Below are 18,146 nucleotides of genomic sequence, written 5' to 3'. Positions count from 1 at the left end.
ATATGATAACAAGATTAGACGCTTGGATAGATAATAAAATTATACAGAATATCATCATTTGGCTGTTTCTAATGATCATTTTTATAATGGTCATTCAGGCAGAGAATCGATTTTTGGTATCTATTGTTCTTATTGGCTTTATCATGCCACCTATCTATATAAACAACCTAAAAATTCTTCCGCTATTTTTTAAGAATAAATTTTCTTTAGGACTCACTCTTTTTGCAATTAATATTTTAGTTTTTACGGTAGTAGGGACTTGTTTTCTGAGTGATTTCTTTGCGAATTTTCAATGGAAAATGTTATTGAATGTTTTTGGAGGTGTTTTACTAATCATTCTATTTGGTACAGCTTTAAAATTAGCAAGAGATAGCTTTTATCGTAGACAAGAAGAAAAAGAAGCAGAGTTAAAGTTATTAAAGGCACAACTAAATCCTCACTTTTTGTTTAACACATTGAATAATCTATATGGATTATCGGTAATAAAATCTGAAAAATTACCGGATCTTATGCTACAGCTTTCAGAATTATTAAGATATAGTTTGTACGAAACCAAAGAAACTTTTGTGCCTTTAGAAAAAGAAATCCAATATCTTAAAAACTACATTTCCTTAGAACAAATACGTTTAGAAGATAAGGCAGATATTCAACTTCATGTAAACGGATATGATCCTGTAGATAAGGTAATAGCTCCAATGCTATTCATCGTTTTTGTCGAAAATGCGTTCAAACATTTAGGAGTGTTAGAAACTACAAAAAGTATTGTCGCCGTTACTATTGAAATAGGAGAGAAGGCTATAATTTTTAGGTGTATGAATACGATAGACACAAGTATTCCTTCCGAAAATAATTTAGAGAAAGGTAAAAGTGGTATAGGTTTACAAAATGCAAAAAAACGTTTAGATTTGATGTATCCGGATAAACATCAATTAGAAATCATGCAAGAAAACAATTCATATAATGTAGTTTTAAATCTTGATCTTTAGATGAAAGTATTACAATGTTTAATAGCTGATGATGAGCCGATTGCACGTCAAATTATAGAAAACTATACTAAAGAGATTCCATATTTAGAAGTTGTAAAGACTTGTAAGAATGCGTTTGAAGTAATGAGTTATTTACAGAGTAATACAGTAGATATATTGTTTTTAGATATTAATATGCCAAAATTATCTGGTATAAGTCTCTTAAAAACAATGCAACAAAAACCGCATGTGATTATCACTACTGCTTATCCAGAATATGCTGTAGAAGGATTTACACTTTCGGTAACGGATTATTTACTAAAACCTTTTTCTTTAGAACGATTTTTGCAAGCTGTCGGAAAAGTTATGCAGACTACTTCAATACAACAAGATACAGTAGTAATAGAACAAGAAAAGAAAATCACCTCAGTCTATGTAAAAAGTGATAAAAAAATTATCAAACTGGATTTAGACGAGATAAATTATATAGAAGCTTATGGCAACTATATTAAAATTTATACAGAAGAAATGATTTTAACACCGATCACCTTATCTGATTTTTTAGAAAAACTGTCGAGTGATTTTATCAGAACGCACAAATCATTTGTAGTAAATTTCAATAAGCTAAAGATGATTGATGGAAACCAAATCATATTGCAAAACAATAGCAAACTACCAATTAGTAAATCCTATAGAAAAATAGTTCTAGATAGAATTGATAAAGTATAGTTATAAAGTATTTCAACTTTTTTAAATACATATTTATCAAATTTTTCAATGTTTTTCACATTCATAATATAGAATTATGATAATACTAGTACATTTATAGAATAATTTTTAAATTTTATTTTTAATGAAAACAAAAATCATCAATCTACTTCTTTTCGCTTCCATACTTTTAATAGGGTGTAAGGCAGAAAAAGAAGAAAAAACGGAATTAAAACCCCATGAATCATTGAAAGCTCCAGTAGCCAAAAAAATTGCAGAAGAATTAAAAGCGCATGGTGATACCAGAATAGACAATTACTTTTGGATGCGTTTAAGTGATGAACAAAAAAATGCAGAAACTCCCGATGCTCAAACTCAAGATGTTTTAGATTATCTAAATGCTGAGAATGATTATAAGGATGCGGCCATGAAACACACAGACAGTCTACAGAAGACGTTGTTTGATGAAATCGTTGGTAGAATCAAAAAAGATGACTCTTCTGTGCCTTATAGTGATAATGGATATTCTTATTACAATCGATTTGAGAAAGGTATGAACTATGCATTGTATTGTCGTAAAAAACTAGAAGATGGTGCTAAAGAAGAAATCATGCTTAACGGTCCTGAAATGGCGAAAGGATTGGCATATTTTGCTTTAGGAGGATTATCTGTGAGCCCAAATAATGAGATGATTTCTTATGGAATTGATACCGTATCAAGACGTCGTTATACCATTTATTTCAAAGATTTAGCTAATGACAAAATGCTTTCAGATAAATTGGAAAATACTACTGGTGGTGTTGCTTGGGCCAATGATAATAAAACAGTTTTCTACACTTCTAAAGACCCTATCACATTAAGAGCTAATAAAATTTACAAACATGTTTTAGGTACTGATCAATCTCAGGATGTATTAATTTTTGATGAAAAAGATGATACATTCAGCACATTTGTATACAAATCAAGATCAGATAAATATATTATTAGTGGTAGTTTCCAAACATTATCCACTGAATATCGATATTTAGATGCCGATACACCAAATGGTGAATGGAAAGTGATACAACCAAGAGAAAGAGATTTGGAATATAGTGTTTCGCATTATGGGGATCATTTTTATATCAGAACGAATTTAGATGCAAAAAACTTTAAATTGGTAAAAACACCGGTTAATGCAACTACTAAAGAAAATTGGGAAGATGTAATACCACATAGAGATGATGTTTTATTACAAGGTTTTACACCTTTTAAGAATCACTTGGTATTAAGTGAAAGAAAAGACGGTCTTAGTACGATTCGTGTAAGAAAATGGGATGGTAACGATGATCATTATATCTCTTTTAATGATCCTGCCTATTTATCTTATACTTCTACCAATTTGGATTTTGATACAAATATCTTGCGATATGGTTATACTTCTTTAACGACTCCAAATAGTGTTATTGATTATAATATGGATACCAAAGAACAAACGGTTTTAAAAGAACAAGAAGTATTAGATCCTAATTTTTCTAAAGATAACTACGTATCTGAAAGATTATATGCTACGGCAAAAGATGGTGTAAAAGTACCGATATCTTTGGTGTATAAAAAAGGAACTCAGAAAAATGCAAATACACCACTATTGTTATATTCCTATGGTTCATACGGAAGTAGCACAGAACCAAGATTTAGTTCTACTAGATTAAGTCTTTTAGATAGAGGTTTTGTGTATGCAATCGCTCATATTAGAGGAGGACAGGAAATGGGACGTCATTGGTATGAAGATGGAAAACTTCTTAAAAAGAAAAACACGTTTACCGATTTTATTGATGCCGGAGATTTCTTAGTAAAAGAAGGATATACAAGTGCAGATCATATGTATGCATATGGAGGAAGTGCAGGAGGTTTATTAATGGGAGCTATTCTAAATATGAAACCAGAACTTTGGAATGGAGTAGTAGCTGCGGTACCATTTGTAGATGTAGTATCCACTATGATGGATGAAACTATACCTTTAACAACTTTTGAATTTGATGAATGGGGAAATCCTAAGAATAAAGAATATTATGAATATATGAAGTCTTATTCTCCTTATGATAATGTAGAAGCTAAAGATTATCCAAATATTCTTATTACAACCGGATATTGGGATAGTCAGGTACAATACTGGGAACCAGCTAAATGGATTGCTAAACTTAGAGAGTTAAAAACTGATAACAATCTTTTAATTATGGATTGTGATATGGAAACTGGACATGGTGGTGCTTCAGGACGTTTTGATCGTTATAAAAGTACAGCACTTAACTACGCGTTTATGCTAGATTTAGAAGGAATCGATAAATAATATATTTTAGTACCCAAAATAAAAACCGGCAGGATTAAATTCTTGCTGGTTTTTTTATGAAATACTAATTTTGAAAAATATTAAAACTCATCACTTGAATCTTTCTAAATCCTATATAATAAAGAAGAAACCTTTTATAAAGGTACTAATGCTGATAATTTTAACTATTGTCATATTTCCTTCTTCTTATGGTCAAATGAATACTAAAGATTCTGAAGGGAGTTTATCCAAAAGATGGTTAATTAAGAGTGATAGTATTAAGCGTTTTAAAATTGAACCCTACAAACCAGTTTATTTTTTAGTAGCTAATTATACAACCGATATCAATAATTTTCCAACCAGTGATAACCCACTTAATACTGTTGAAACACCATCTGATTTTTCTGATACAGAACTAAAATTTCAATTAAGTTTTAAAACTAGAGCTGTTAGAAATTTATTCGGAAAAAAAATAGGAGGTGATATATGGATAGGATATACACAATCTTCAAGATGGCAATTATATAGTGCTAATATCTCCAGACCCTTTAGAGAAACTAATTATGAACCAGAAGTTATGCTCGTGTTCCCTACAAAGTATAGGGTTTTTGGGTTAAATGGTGTATTTGCCGGTATTGGAATAAATCATCAAAGTAATGGAAGGTCAAATCCATTATCTAGAAGTTGGAATAGAGCTATCGTACAGTTTGGTTGGGAAAATCCTTCATGGAGCTTCGTTTTAAGACCTTGGTGGAGATTACCAGAAGATAGAGCCGAAGATGATAATCCTGGAATAGAAAATTATATTGGAAGGATGGAATTTTTGACCGTATTTTCAAAAGGAAGACATGATATTAGTGTACTCGCAAAACATTCACTTCGTAGTGGAAATAATAATAGAGGAAGTATACGTCTGGATTATGCTGTTAAAATTATTGGACAACTTCAGATCCATGCGCAGATATTTCACGGTTATGGTGAAAGTTTAATAGATTATAATCATAGTCAAACAACTTTTGGAATAGGCTTATCTCTTTTGCAATGGAGATAATAGTTGTAAATTACTAAAATGGCTGTTTGATGTATACAAATAACCAATGACACCATGCAAATTAGCAGGTGCATCTTGCAAATACCCATGTAAACCGCCAAAACTTCCGTTGGACTTGTACAAATCGCTTCTTGCACTGCCAAAATTTCAGCTGCACGTGTGCAAATTACCACTGGCGCTGTCAAAATTTCAGATGAAGGCATGCAAATTACTTCTGTACATGTACAAATTAGCACTTGCTATGTGCAAATTCAAAATTACTGGAAGAATATCTCTATTAATGCTGAAAGAAATGAGCGATAACTAAATGAAAGTATTAATCAATCATCATTTTACATAGAAATCAATTATTTATTACTTAGAGAATCTAGTGTGTTAATTATGAAACAAAAAGGCTGTTCATGTATAATGAACAGCCTTTTAAAATACTTAATAGCTAACTAAATATTTACTCAATAATCGAGATTTAAATGTTTCTAGTCTCATCTCGAAATCTAAAAACATTTTGAATTTAATACCCTATGGGTTTGCCCTAAGGTATTCTACTTTTATTTTTTGATGATAAATCGTTTCGTTATCGCAAATCCATCAGAATTTGTAAATCTAGCGAAATACATTCCTGATGCAAGTTGAGAAACATCCACAGTTAGTGAATCTACACTTGGATTGATTTTCCTTGCTACAGCACCTGTAGAAGAGAAGATCTCAATTTGCTCAAAACTACTTCCTAAAATTTCAATATTTAACTGAGAAGTAGCAGGATTTGGATATAAAGTAATCTTACTATCTGCATCTCTTGTGAAATTCAACAATTGATCACGGCTAGAACCTAAAATCACTACATAGTCTTCCACTTCACCATAAGTAAATGATTCACATGGATCTGGGATGTCGTTATACTTCATCGATACACGCATACGAGTAGCTCCAGTTGAAGCTCCAGCAGGAACTGTAAAAGATCCTGTATTGCTAGTATCTGTAGATGGCGCTTTACTAAATACTAATTCACCTGCATCATTGAAATCACCATCTCGGTTGTAATCAACCCATACTGCATACGCTTCATTATAAATCGTTCCCGTCCAAGTTGGAGTAATAGTAATTGTATTTGTTCCACTTAAGGTTGTAGTAAGTGAAGTGTAATCACCATAACCACCAGTTTCAGCACCGGTTGCATTGTCAATACTTCCTATTTGTACTCTAGATATAAATTCATCAGAAGTGATACGCCCGTTTGAATCACAATATCCTGTTGGAGGATCTGTATCACCTGATCCTTCTGCTAAGTTAATCGTATAATCTTCAACTTCACCATAAGTAAAAGTTTCACAAGAAGTTGGTATATCATTATACTTCATGGAAACTCTCATTCTTACGCCAGTTAGAGAAGTACCTGTAGGAACTGTAAAAGTACCTGTATTAGTAGCATCTTGAGATGGCGCTTTACTAAATACTAATTCACCTGCATCATCAAAATCACCATTATTATTATAATCAATCCATACGGCATAGGCTTCTGCATAGATAGTACCTGTCCAAGTCGGAACTATAGTAATATCATATGATTGCCCTTCATTTAAAGTAGTAGAAATACCAGTAAAATCAGAGTAGAATTGAGCTCCGGAAGTATTATTAATTGTATTTAGTTCTACACGACTAATAAATTCATCATTTACATTCGTACTAGCGGAGTCACAATAGGTAACACCACTAGAATCACTAGTAGTAAATGATGTGGTAGCTGCTCCTGAAACATTTCCTGCGGCATCCTCAGCGGTTACCGAAGCATTATAAGATGTTAAAGGAGATAATCCGGTTACATCAAAACTGGTTGTGGTAGAAGTTCCAACAGAAGTTCCATTAATCGAAATATTATAACGAGCTACTCCAACATTATCCGTAGAAGCTGTCCAACTTAATGTAGCACCTGAAGAAGTAATATTAGAAGCAGTTACATTTGTAGGATCTGATGGTGCCTGCGTATCAGGTACTCCAGGTTCAATTTCGAATCTACCTACAACTCCTCTTCGGCTATTGTTAATATATTCATTAATAAACCAGAATGAAGAATCATCGGAAGGGTCTACATCAATTTTACTGTAATCACCATATCTAATACTAGTGGTGAAATTTCCATTTCCATTAGCAATTAAACCTTCAGCACTAGTCATAGTCCCTAAAGGATCCGAGCTTAACCTTCCTGTAAAATAGGAGCTTACTCTTACGGTAGTTGGAGTAGTAGGACCAGACATCGAAGTATATCCCATTCCTATATTTCCTTGACCGTCCATCGCAAGACTCGCATTCCATGCATGTCTTCCATCTGGTGCAGTATAAGTACCTTCCTGATACAAAGACCAAGGTTGGTTATCACCACTTTGTCTAAACTCGTACCAACGAATACCAGCTAATTCTCCAGCACTGGCATCTGTATCTACTACAAAATTGAATACTGCCGAATTATGTGTTGGGAATTTTCTAAACTGTGCTTGATTCATTATAGTAGCCTGCAATGCATCAATTGATATTCCACCACCAGGTTGTGCTAAGTTAGAAAAACTACCTCCGTCAAAAACACTAATAAATGGAGTAGTGGTAATTTCTTGTGGACTAGATACTGTAGAATTTCCAGGGTTACTCCAATTTACATCAGCAGTCCAAACTTTTATATGATCTACAGAAACACCACTCCAAGCATTATCTTGTAAATATACAATAGTCGCACCTCCAGGTGCTGGTAAATCACCATTAGTAACATTAAGAGCTTGAGGGCTAAAAAATCCACTAGTCACTATTCCTGGAAGGTTAAAACCAAGAATTTGAGCTCCTGGATCTCCAGCTAACATAGCATCTCTTTCTAATGCCCATAATTTATTCGTTCCACCTGTATTTTCTGTAATGTAATATCCATCACTCCAAACGGATAATTTTTGATAATCCTGAATTCCTGAAATATTATAAACAAACCATCCAGCTGTAAGTGGGTTAGGTCCATCAGAAACCGCTACTTGAGCACCAGATCCTAAGAAAGAAAGTACCCAACGATCTGCCGCGTTATCATACGATACCGTTAGATCACAACATCCACCAGAAGGAAATATTGCAGGATTAGGAGCCGTTTGCCCTAATAATTGGTTACCAGCTTTATCAAAAATCATAAATCCTGTATTGTATACAACAAACACATGATTAGGACCAACTGCCAATGATGGATCTGTTGGGTTGGAACCAGAAGTATAAGAGTCAAAAACTAAATTAGCTGGTGCTCTTTGTACACTTCCTTCTTTTTGGTGTTTGTTTCTAACAAAATAGTCATTTGTTTTTTGAGGGTCTTTCCCTGCTACAATTTGATTTCCTAAAGACCTTTTATCTTTAGCTTCTCTTACTGAATTATCAGAGGGGAGAAGATCTTGAGGTCTAGACTGCATGGAGGATACATATTCCACAGATGAGACCGTTCCGTGATAAAAGGCTTTGGTTTTTCCTTGTTGGGCTTCCATGGTTAATGTAGCCACAAGAAACATAATTACGAATGCAAGTTTTAATTTCATTTGTGTAAAATTTAAGTAGTTAATTACCCTAAAGTTAGCACAAAAGATGTAGTTATTTTAACATTATTTTGCCTTTTTTAATTACCTAATGGTAAGACCATAACAGGCTTGTGTATTAACCTTTTTTTAGGCTTCTAAAATTATTTTGTAACCTTTTTTTAATTCGTTTTGTCCAATACATGTGAATTCACAATCAAATAATTATTCATAGTTAAAATCAAAAAAAATGAATCAATCAAAACGAACAATCAAAATGTTATTATTACTCTTTTACGGGTTATGTGTACATATAACTTATGCACAAAAAATGAACGTATCTATTCGAGTACCTGATGGACGAAATATCCAAGCTTCTAGTTTAGACGATCATATTCAGAAAGCAATAGATTCTATCAAACTTCCTGGTCTTTCTATTGCTATTGTAAACGATGGCGCTATAGTGTATCATAATGTTTTTGGAGTGAAGAGTTACAAAACTAAGGATCCAGTTACCAAACAGACCATTTTTGAAGGAGCTTCACTTTCTAAACCATTATTTGCTTATTTTATCATGAAAATGGTAGAAAAGGGTGAGTTAGATTTAGACAAACCTATATATCCTTATTTAAAACCTATTTTTCCTGATGGAGTAATAGCTAAGGACTCATTTGAAGCATATAAAACATTGACACCAAGAATTATATTATCTCATGGTACCGGTATTCCGAATTGGGTAAAAGGGAAACCTATTTCCATAGGATTTAAACCTGGGACTGATTTTTCATATTCAGGAGAAGCCTATCAACATTTAGGCGCTGCTTTTGGAACCAAATTAGGTATTGGCTGGGGAAATAAACTAGATTCATTAGTTATTAAAGAAGCACTACAACCAATTGGATTGGATAGAAGTCTTTATACCTGGAATACCATGTATGATAAAGATGTTGCGCATGGACATATGAAGGGAAAAACAAATCCAGAAATAAATCGATACAAAAAGGTTGGACCAGGTTTTAGTTTACATTCTGATGCTGAAGATTATGCAATGTTTTTAATTGAAATGATGAATCCTAAAAACATAAGTGTCAAAACACGAAATGAAATGCTTAAAGAACACAATCATTTCAAACCAAATAACAAAATTTTAAAGGAAACAGGGCAAACAGGATGGGGACTTGGTTTTTCACAAAAACCTACTCCAAATGGATTGATGCATTTGCATACTGGAAACAATCAAGATTTTCAGGCATATGCCATGTTTATACCTAAGCAAAAATATGGATTTGTGATGTTTGGAAATTCTGATAATTTATTTCCTTTACTAGAAACTTTAGAAAAACTTTTAGGAGAACATTTTTAATATAAAAAATTATGAAAGATATAAACGAAGTATTTGTATTTATAACAATGATATTAGCTATTGTATTAGTAGTATTCATTATAGCCAGATATACCTATCTTATTAAGAAAGCACTTATAGAAAAAGGGGTATATCAGGATCAGAAAAATAATAAATTGAAATATTTAGATCTTGGCTGTATTGTATTTGGACTAGGTATGGGATTATTAATTTCTTCCATTTTTACAACTTTTGGTTTGTCTGAAGATGCTACTGATTTATTAGTATGGGGTACCATACTTGTTTTTGGAGCTACAGGACTAATTGTTGCACATTTTATAAGAAAAAGACTTGAAAAATAGTCAAACACAAAGAGACTATAGTCTTATTCGCAAGGTAAATGATGGTGATACATCAGCTTTTAGGCAGCTTATATTTGCTTATAAAGATGTATCATTATCACTTGCTATTTCTATTATAAAAGATCCAATAGTAGCAGAGGATGTTTTACAAGATGTTTTTATCAAAGTGTATCATAAACTGCATACATTTAAGTTTAAAGCATCCTTTGCTACTTGGTTGTATAGAATTGTTGTGAACACTTGCTATAATGAGCTCAAAAAAAAGAAACATACGATAAGCCTACAAAATACTACTGAAACAGATGCGATACTTAATTATGAAAAAGATTATCTAAAAGATGCTGATCATAAAAAGTATATTAATTTGACCTTGGAAAAACTAAAACCAGATGAAGCTTTGGTGCTAAGACTATTCTATCTATGTGAATGTAAAATCAAAGAGATTCAGGATATTACAGGATTTAAAAGCTCAAAAATTAAAGTAGACTTACATAGAGGAAGAGAGAATTTTCAATTCTACTTAAAGCAAATATTAGGAGATGATTTAAATAATTTATTATGAAAGAAGAGAAACTTAAAGAAATGATCAGTAAGAGTACCATAGAAACTTCTGATGATTTTATAAATAAGGTAATGAAGGGTATTGAATTACAAGAAGAGAGAAAGAAACAATCAATATTTTGGTCTTTCCCTGTGATTTTATTTGTTTGTTCTGCGTTAATTTTAGCAATTGTAGGATTGTTGTTTTATATGTTGAATATCCAGAACTTTATGGAGTATGCTACGTTTAATTCTATTCCTAAGACACCTGTGTTTTTATTAGTTATTGGAGTAGCTTTTTACTACATAAATCATATAATGAGACTTCATCATAATGAGAAAACGATTTGATACCAACATAAAAAAGCCTTGTTTATGTACTATTAGCAAGGCTTTATCATATAATTGTTGGATTTTAGTAAGCCATTTCCACGATTTCAGCAGCCACTTCAGGAGTAATATCTTGATGTTCTCCTAAAGCTGTCATTCCGTGATCTTTTAAATTTTTAGCCACTTTAGCAGAAAAACCTTCATAATCAGCGGTATAATCTCTTAATTTGGTATCGATACCTAATGATTGATAAAACTCTTCTGTTTTTTGAATGGCTATTCTTGCTTTCTCTTCTGTAGTTCCCTCAAGAACATTAAAAATTCGCTCTGCATATTGTGCTAATTTTTCTTTTTTCTGATCAAACTTCTTAGTGTATGCACTTGGTAAAATAACCGCTAATGTACGAGCGTGATCTATTCCGTAAAAGGCCGTAAGTTCGTGTGCTATCATATGTACACTCCAATCAGTAGGAACTCCTTTTTGGATGTATCCGTTCAATGCCATTGTACAACACCACATAAAATTAGAAGCAGCCTTGTAATCACTAGGGTCTTTAATTACCTCAGGAGCTATTTCAATCAAGGTTTGAAGAATACCTTCAGAAAAACGATCCTGTAATGGAGCATCTGCTGGATATGTCATATACTGTTCTAATACATGTGTATAGGCATCTGCAACTCCATTAGCTAATTGTCGTTTTGGTATACTATGAACTACAGTAGGATCGCAAATTGAGAATTCAGGAAATAATCCAGGTCCACCCATGACCATTTTTTCGTTAGTTTCTGATCTGCTCACTACAGCACCACTATTCATTTCACTTCCAGTAGCTGGTAGTGTCAATACAGTTCCAAATGGTAATCCTTTGAATGTACGGATTCTTTTAGCTAAAATATCCCACGGATTATCACCTTCATACAATGCGGCAGATGATAAAAATTTAGTTCCATCTATAACAGAACCACCTCCAACAGCAAGCATATATCCTATATTTTCAGTTTTGATAACTTCCAATGCTTTTAAGAGCGTAGTATACTCAGGATTTGCTTCAATACCCGAAAATTCAATTACATTGTGATCTTTAAGTGCGGATGTCACTTGTTCATAAATTCCATTCTTTTTAATACTTCCTCCACCATATAACAATAATACCTTTTTGTCTTTTGGAACTTCAGAAGTTAATTTTTTAATTTCTCCTTTACCAAAAATTATTTTGGTAGGAACATACAATTCAAAATTTCTCATGCCCTTGTATTTTATTATGTTGATTAATTATATATTCAAATTTTATTCTACAAATTTCAAAATAAAAAACATTTAAATTATTGATCTATGGTAAGAAAAACTAAAAAATTGCGACAAATACTGTTATAATTATGTAAATATTAGTCGGTTTTTTAGTTTGACTAATCGATTAGTTTTAGTTTTACCCCAATGATAGCACCAGAGATACCTAAAAACGAAAAATACAGACAAATTGCTGTAGAAAAGTATGGATTATTGGATACATTATCAGAAGAAAGTTTTGATAATATCACGTCGATTATGGCTTATATCTGTGATGTTCCTATTTCACTTATTACGCTTTTAGATAAGGATCGTAATTTCTTGAAATCACATTATGGAGTACCTTTCAATGAGTCGCCTAGAGAAATTTCTTTTTGTGGTCATGCAATTAATTCAGATGACCCTATTACAATCATAAAAGATTCTAGAAAAGACGAACGTTTTTTTGGAAATCCGTTGGTATCTGACCATAAGGCTATATTTTATGCTGGAGCACCTCTTATAGATGCCGAGGGCTTTAAACTTGGGACATTATGTGTTTATGATACGAAACCAAGAGAATTAACCTCCGAACAAAAGAATGCTTTATTATCTATGTCTAAGCAGGTAGTAAATCTTTTTGAACAACGTTATCAAAACCTAAAATTAACACAATTAAGAGATAAATTAGAAAAAAGGAATGAAGATTTGAAGAAATTWGCCAGTGTAGTATCTCATGATTTAAAATCGCCATTGGCAAATATTATTTCTTTGACTGAATTATTAGAAGATGATAATAAAGATATACTCAATGAAGAGTCTCTACAATATTTAGAATACCTCAAAACTTCTTCTTATTCCTTAAAAGACTATATAGATGGGATTTTGAACTTTTATAAAAGTGATGATCTTGTTAAGAATAAGAAAGAAACTATCGATATCAATCACCTTTTAGAAGAACTAAAACAAATTACCGATTCTGATCATAAAGCAACTTTTAATCTAAAAGGAAATACTAAAGAATTATTAGTAAATAAATCTGCATTAATGCAAGTATTGGTTAATTTGATTACGAATTCGATTAAATACAACTCAAAACCTGAAATAATTATTGATATCATCATTGAAAAGATTAATGAACGATATCACTTTTCAGTTGCAGATAATGGAAATGGGATTCCTCAGAATTATCAAGAGAAAATTTTCGATTTATTTACTGTTGTAGGAGTAGAGGATAGAGATGGTAATTTAGGAACTGGAATTGGATTAGCTACCGTGAAAAAAATTGTTCAAAGCTTAGGTGGAAAAATTTCAGTGGAATCTACAGAAGGATTAGGAAGCACTTTTACTTTTTCTATACCGTGTAATTAAACGCCTTCAATTATTTCCTTAATATGATCAATCAAAGATTATTCATAAAATAGTTTACTGAATATAAGTACTCATTCACTGAAAAGGTTCATACTCCTGTAGAAAACCGAAAATATCAATTAAACATAAACGTTTTTCTTTCGTCATTTAATATGTAATTTCAGAAGTAGCAACTATGAAAAATACATACTTGAAAAAAGTTATGATGTTTAATATGATGATTTTTTTAAATTTTATAGTTTCTTTACAAACGGGAAAAAATTATATAAAGCATCTGTTAGAACTTCAATTTATTACATCTAAATAATGGTAATCATTTAATATACATCTATGAATAAATTTTACTCTTTWCTACATCATTTGGCGCCAATATGTTCAGAAAGAGATGTTCACTCAGAAATGAGTAATCATCAATTTTGTCTAACCCTAATTTTAGAACTATGAAAAGTAACAATGTTAAGATACTATTGGTTGCAATATTCATTGTAGTATTAGCCCAATCATGTGCAAATGATGATAATTTTGTAAATATTGACAACCCTGATACTTCTGTCGTATCGGATAAAACCACTAAACTTTCTACAGATTGGAATAAACTTTGGTTAGAATTAGACCGCTATACATCGGGGATGCGTCCAAATGCTACTGCTAGAGCGTTGGCATATATCCACTTAGCGGCTTATGAAACTGCTGTAGCGGATATGGATGGATATACTTCCAACCGGAACAGATTAAGTGATTTTAATTTAAATCCAAATGAGCGAGCCGATAATGTTGATTTAGATTTGGCTTTAAGTACTTGCTATGCGTTAGTATTCGATCATTTTATGTACAATGTAGAATCGAGTATAAAAGCTGGAATAAATCAATTAAAAGAATCAAAAGAAAATGAACTTTCTGTAGGCTTAACTGAAAATGTAATTGAGAATTCTATTGAATGGGGAACTTATGTTGCCGAACGAGTAATCGCCTATAGTCAAACAGATACAGAGGCAGAAACACAAATTTTAGATCCTCAGCCATTTTCTTACGAACCTCCAGTTGGTGATGGTTTTTGGACGTATAGCGCTGATGCTGAAAGAGCTTGGTTCCCTTATTGGGGTTCGGTGAGAACTTTTGTAATTTCTTCAGAAGAAACTTCAAGTATTCCTCCACCTATTTCATATAGTGAACAAAACAATAGTGCTTATTATAATCAAATGTTAGAAGTATATGAGGTAAGTACGGCAGCGAGAGTTGACGATAATGAAGATTTATGGATTTCTGAGTTTTGGTCTGATGATGTCGAAGGTTTAATGATGAGCCCTCCTGGAAGACAAATATCAATTGCTATACAACTAATGGAACAAGATGATATGGGATTTGAAGCATGTTTGGCTCTTTTTCTAAAACTAGGGTTTTCATTAAATGATGTTTGCGTATCTACTTGGGAAGATAAATATCAGTATATGGTAATGCGTCCTAATGTGTATATCAATGAGTTTATAGATGAGGATTATCAGACGAATCTATATAGGTTTATATTTTGGCCAAATCCTTCTTTTCCAGGGTATCCTTCAGGTCATTCTTCTTTTGCTTCAGCAGCAGCTGGTATATTTATTGATCATTTTGGAGATACTGTCAGCTTTACTGATCGCAGCCATGAAGGAAGAACAGAATTTAGAAGTACTCCTAGAGAATTTTCATCTTTCAGTGAAATGGCAGAAGAAAATGCCTTTTCAAGAGTTCCTTTCGGAGTGCATATTAGAATGGATTGTACAGAAGGATTGAGGTTAGGGTATGAGGTTGCGGATGCAATTAATGATTTTAATCTTCATACCAACTAAATTAAGTTTTAAAAAACTATGAATATTTTTTAGTGTTTACCTTTATAGAATTAATATTCACTATCAATTAGTTTTGTTACAGGCTTCGTAAGAAATTACGAAGCTTTTTTTATTATAATAACGACATACATTATTAATAGAATTGATCGAAAACTATTCAAAATGATTTATAATGAATACATTTTCAGGTTAATAGATATTTAATATGGGAGTTAATCATGATAGGTAATAATCAAATGTTAATATCTACATTTTGGGAATTTTTCACTGAAAACCGTGACATGTTTTTTTCATTTAATGGATAGTTTTGGATTGACTTTTAAAACCAACTTTTAACTCACATGAAAAACATAAATAGGGTAATGGTATCATCTTTAATACTGTTCCAAATACTACATATTTGAATACACTTCAATAATTAGCCAGTTTTTTTAACCTCAAACTATTGTAAAAACAAATCAACAAATCATTTTAACCTATGAAAACCTATCAATTTCAATTCTTATTAGCCAACTTTTTACTATCAGGAATATTTCTGATTCAAGGACAAACTACCAATAATATAACTATTAATAGAGATGGTATCAATTTCTCTTTTTCTATAAATTGTGATGGTGGTCCATGTGAATATGGACAGTTTGTAACCGGTGATTATTGGGTAAGGCCTAACTCTCCAAATGGTAGCGTAACCATTACCGAAATGACACCAAATGGTGAGTTTAATGGAGCGGTAGTAAATCCAGATCTCTTAAGAGATAGTTCTGGAGAGTTAATCGCTTTTGATGACCAAAAACAAAGTATCCTTAATACTTATGATCATTATGATGGAAGTCTAAACATTATGAATCAATTACCTTATCAAGCTAAAGCAGGAGAGTCTATATTCAAAATTGCTGGTACCACAACAGGATGCGGGACAAGTGCGATTACCAGTGGATGTGTTAAATCTGCTGTGGTACTTACCGTTCTTTCAGAAATACCAGTTGATAGAGGAACTACATTATTTAGACCTCCGTTTCACGGTACATGGAAACCGTTATATTCTGTTACCAAAGTAAAAATGAATAGATTACCAACATTATCTCAGGCTACCAATGGTTCAAGTGGAACAATTGGAGGTCCAAGAGGTTATGAACATTGGCTAGTTCCTCAAATAGATTTATACCATAAAGGGATGGGAGAATTTCATAGAGCTACCATTCCTCATGCATCACAAACCCCTTATGCTGCTGATCAAGCTAAAGATTTTTTAGATGATTTAGCTGGAGTGTTTGGAGTAGAAACAGAAGAAGAAAAGAAAGCTGCTGTATATTCATTAATTCAAAAGGGAATAGATAATTATGCTGTATATAAAATGGGAATTCCTTTTCAATCAGGTGCAGGACAGCATTTAGGAAAGAAACCGCCTATTACCTTTTTTGCAGCAATGTATGATGATGTAGCCCTATTAGAAGAGGTGAGAAGTATTGCTTCTAATGAAGATTTAATACAAAAACGATTTTTTCAAGAAGATGCGCAGGTTAAGATGGGGAAATCTGGAATGGCAATATGGGGTGATGATTTAGGATTAGAAAATATCCATTGGTATTTTTCTCGTATGTATCCCAAAATAGATAGTCAAGGTTCTGCAGCAGATCCATATGGTTATATTGATGGGCCAGCGGGTGGAATTCATCCCGATCCTTCTCAAAATAGAGACAGAAATTATATGGGTGTTGCGGGCGGACCCATTATCGGGTATGCATTCTTGCAGCATCTAATGCCTTGGCTAAAATATGCTGCTGGAGATGAAGAAGTGTTGTTATGGTCAGATCGAGTTTATTCCGGATATGGAATTCCTGGTTTTGATGGAGGTATATGGACATTACCTGATCCAGTTGCACCAAGAGATCCAGATGAATCAGACAGCTGTAAACCATTTAAACTATATTCTACAGGAGTATCTGAGTGTACCAAGTATATGGTTACATGGGGACCACAAGAAAATGACTTTAACCAATATATCGCTCATGACCAAGATCCTAATACCTATGGTAGAATGTCCGAATTACACGGTACAAAAGTTGAGTTTAACAGACTCCCTTCTTTAGTGAGAAATTATTGGAACGAACTAAGACCAWGTAGTGACCCTAATAATAGTAATTATCCTTGTCCAGGACTTGGCGAAGTGCCCGATATGACCTTAAATATTGCAGAGCATGAAGAAGATGTAGAAAATGATGTAAATATTATTATATCTTCTAGTACAATAAATGTAAACTCTTTAAAAAGTTATAATAGAATATCAATTAAATTATATTCTATGGTTGGAGCAGAACTATTTGTTAAAGAAGGAACAGGTAATGATATGACAATAGCTCTTAAAGATATATCATTGAATCATGCGACTCCGTACATTTATAGAATTCGTTTAGATCAAAAAGTATTTAGCGGATTATTTGTTACCACAAAATAGGTATCGTATCACACCTTTTAATTTATAATTCACTCTGACGGAATGATCATTCCGTCAGCTTTACTTATACATTTTCAATTATTTAGCAGTATCAATT

At 32.5% G+C, this 18,146-nt stretch carries 14 protein-coding genes; 12 read left to right on the top strand and 2 right to left on the bottom strand.

Annotated features, from left to right (window positions below; genetic code table 11):
• The first annotated feature begins 2 nt into the window (after positions 1–2).
• From GBO31_RS13295 to GBO31_RS13275, 5 genes are all read left to right on the top strand, one after another.
• Positions 3–986 (top strand): sensor histidine kinase, encoded by a 984-nt coding sequence (locus GBO31_RS13295; RefSeq protein ID WP_246615867.1) that lies wholly within the window; start codon positions 3–5, stop codon positions 984–986.
• Positions 987–1,694, top strand: coding sequence for a LytR/AlgR family response regulator transcription factor (locus GBO31_RS13290; RefSeq protein WP_219008845.1), 708 nt, complete (start codon positions 987–989; stop codon positions 1,692–1,694).
• A gap of 124 nt (positions 1,695–1,818) precedes the next feature.
• Positions 1,819–3,999 carry a S9 family peptidase gene (locus GBO31_RS13285; protein ID WP_219008844.1) on the top strand — a complete coding sequence of 727 codons (2,181 nt, stop codon included), beginning with the start codon at positions 1,819–1,821 and terminating at the stop codon, positions 3,997–3,999.
• A gap of 148 nt (positions 4,000–4,147) precedes the next feature.
• Entirely contained in the window at positions 4,148–5,029 is an 882-nt protein-coding gene (locus GBO31_RS13280; protein ID WP_219008843.1) for a phospholipase A, read from the top strand.
• 159 nt (positions 5,030–5,188) lie between these two features.
• Entirely contained in the window at positions 5,189–5,332 is a 144-nt protein-coding gene (locus GBO31_RS13275; protein ID WP_219008842.1) for a hypothetical protein, read from the top strand.
• Positions 5,333–5,577: 245 nt separating this feature from the next.
• Here GBO31_RS13275 and GBO31_RS13270 read toward each other — a convergent pair whose 3' ends face one another.
• Complete coding sequence (locus GBO31_RS13270; protein ID WP_219008841.1) at positions 5,578–8,580, bottom strand: GEVED domain-containing protein; 3,003 nt, start codon at positions 8,578–8,580, stop codon at positions 5,578–5,580.
• Between the two features lie 226 nt (positions 8,581–8,806).
• On the opposite strand from GBO31_RS13270, the gene GBO31_RS13265 reads away from it, so the two are divergent.
• Genes GBO31_RS13265 through GBO31_RS13250 form a run of 4 tightly spaced genes read left to right on the top strand, consistent with a single transcriptional unit; the run spans position 8,807 to position 11,151 of the window.
• On the top strand, positions 8,807–9,919 hold the full coding sequence (locus GBO31_RS13265) for a serine hydrolase domain-containing protein (RefSeq protein WP_219008840.1): 1,113 nt from the start codon (positions 8,807–8,809) through the stop codon (positions 9,917–9,919).
• 11 nt (positions 9,920–9,930) lie between these two features.
• A complete protein-coding gene (locus GBO31_RS13260; RefSeq protein WP_219008839.1) occupies positions 9,931–10,260 on the top strand; it encodes a DUF6249 domain-containing protein in 330 nt (109 codons plus the stop codon).
• On the top strand, positions 10,250–10,822 hold the full coding sequence (locus GBO31_RS13255) for an RNA polymerase sigma factor (RefSeq protein WP_219008838.1): 573 nt from the start codon (positions 10,250–10,252) through the stop codon (positions 10,820–10,822). The genes GBO31_RS13260 and GBO31_RS13255 overlap by 11 nt, the downstream gene beginning before the upstream one ends.
• Positions 10,819–11,151, top strand: coding sequence for a hypothetical protein (locus GBO31_RS13250; RefSeq protein WP_219008837.1), 333 nt, complete (start codon positions 10,819–10,821; stop codon positions 11,149–11,151). Before GBO31_RS13255 ends, GBO31_RS13250 begins: the two co-directional genes overlap by 4 nt.
• Positions 11,152–11,215: 64 nt before the next feature.
• Here GBO31_RS13250 and GBO31_RS13245 read toward each other — a convergent pair whose 3' ends face one another.
• Positions 11,216–12,376 carry an iron-containing alcohol dehydrogenase gene (locus GBO31_RS13245; RefSeq protein ID WP_219008836.1) on the bottom strand — a complete coding sequence of 387 codons (1,161 nt, stop codon included), beginning with the start codon at positions 12,374–12,376 and terminating at the stop codon, positions 11,216–11,218.
• A 189-nt stretch (positions 12,377–12,565) separates the two neighbouring features.
• Here GBO31_RS13245 and GBO31_RS13240 point away from each other — a divergent pair, with 189 nt between their 5' ends.
• The 3 genes from GBO31_RS13240 (at position 12,566) to GBO31_RS13230 (ending at position 18,049) form a co-directional block, all read left to right on the top strand.
• Positions 12,566–13,768 carry a GAF domain-containing sensor histidine kinase gene (locus GBO31_RS13240; protein ID WP_219008835.1) on the top strand — a complete coding sequence of 401 codons (1,203 nt, stop codon included), beginning with the start codon at positions 12,566–12,568 and terminating at the stop codon, positions 13,766–13,768.
• A gap of 440 nt (positions 13,769–14,208) precedes the next feature.
• The gene (locus tag GBO31_RS13235; RefSeq protein ID WP_219008834.1) at positions 14,209–15,594 is read left to right on the top strand and encodes a vanadium-dependent haloperoxidase; all 1,386 of its coding nucleotides are present in this window, start codon (positions 14,209–14,211) and stop codon (positions 15,592–15,594) included.
• Between the two features lie 478 nt (positions 15,595–16,072).
• Entirely contained in the window at positions 16,073–18,049 is a 1,977-nt protein-coding gene (locus GBO31_RS13230; protein ID WP_219008833.1) for a hypothetical protein, read from the top strand.
• Positions 18,050–18,146 lie beyond the last annotated feature (97 nt).

This window comes from Aquimarina litoralis, assembly GCF_019295435.1.
GTDB lineage: Bacteria > Bacteroidota > Bacteroidia > Flavobacteriales > Flavobacteriaceae > Aquimarina > Aquimarina litoralis_A.
The sequence above is the reverse complement of the archived record's forward strand: the minus strand, read 5'-3'. Positions and strand labels throughout refer to the sequence as shown.

Excerpts from the sequence above, each read along its gene's own strand:
- GBO31_RS13295 (WP_246615867.1), top strand. The coding sequence starts at position 3 with ATGATAACAAGATTAGACGCTTGGATAGATAATAAAATTATACAGAAT.
- GBO31_RS13290 (WP_219008845.1), top strand. The coding sequence starts at position 987 with ATGAAAGTATTACAATGTTTAATAGCTGATGATGAGCCGATTGCACGT.
- GBO31_RS13285 (WP_219008844.1), top strand. The coding sequence starts at position 1,819 with ATGAAAACAAAAATCATCAATCTACTTCTTTTCGCTTCCATACTTTTA.
- GBO31_RS13280 (WP_219008843.1), top strand. The coding sequence starts at position 4,148 with ATGCTGATAATTTTAACTATTGTCATATTTCCTTCTTCTTATGGTCAA.
- GBO31_RS13270 (WP_219008841.1), bottom strand. The coding sequence starts at position 8,580 with ATGAAATTAAAACTTGCATTCGTAATTATGTTTCTTGTGGCTACATTA.
- GBO31_RS13265 (WP_219008840.1), top strand. The coding sequence starts at position 8,807 with ATGAATCAATCAAAACGAACAATCAAAATGTTATTATTACTCTTTTAC.
- GBO31_RS13260 (WP_219008839.1), top strand. The coding sequence starts at position 9,931 with ATGAAAGATATAAACGAAGTATTTGTATTTATAACAATGATATTAGCT.
- GBO31_RS13250 (WP_219008837.1), top strand. The coding sequence starts at position 10,819 with ATGAAAGAAGAGAAACTTAAAGAAATGATCAGTAAGAGTACCATAGAA.
- GBO31_RS13245 (WP_219008836.1), bottom strand. The coding sequence starts at position 12,376 with ATGAGAAATTTTGAATTGTATGTTCCTACCAAAATAATTTTTGGTAAA.
- GBO31_RS13235 (WP_219008834.1), top strand. The coding sequence starts at position 14,209 with ATGAAAAGTAACAATGTTAAGATACTATTGGTTGCAATATTCATTGTA.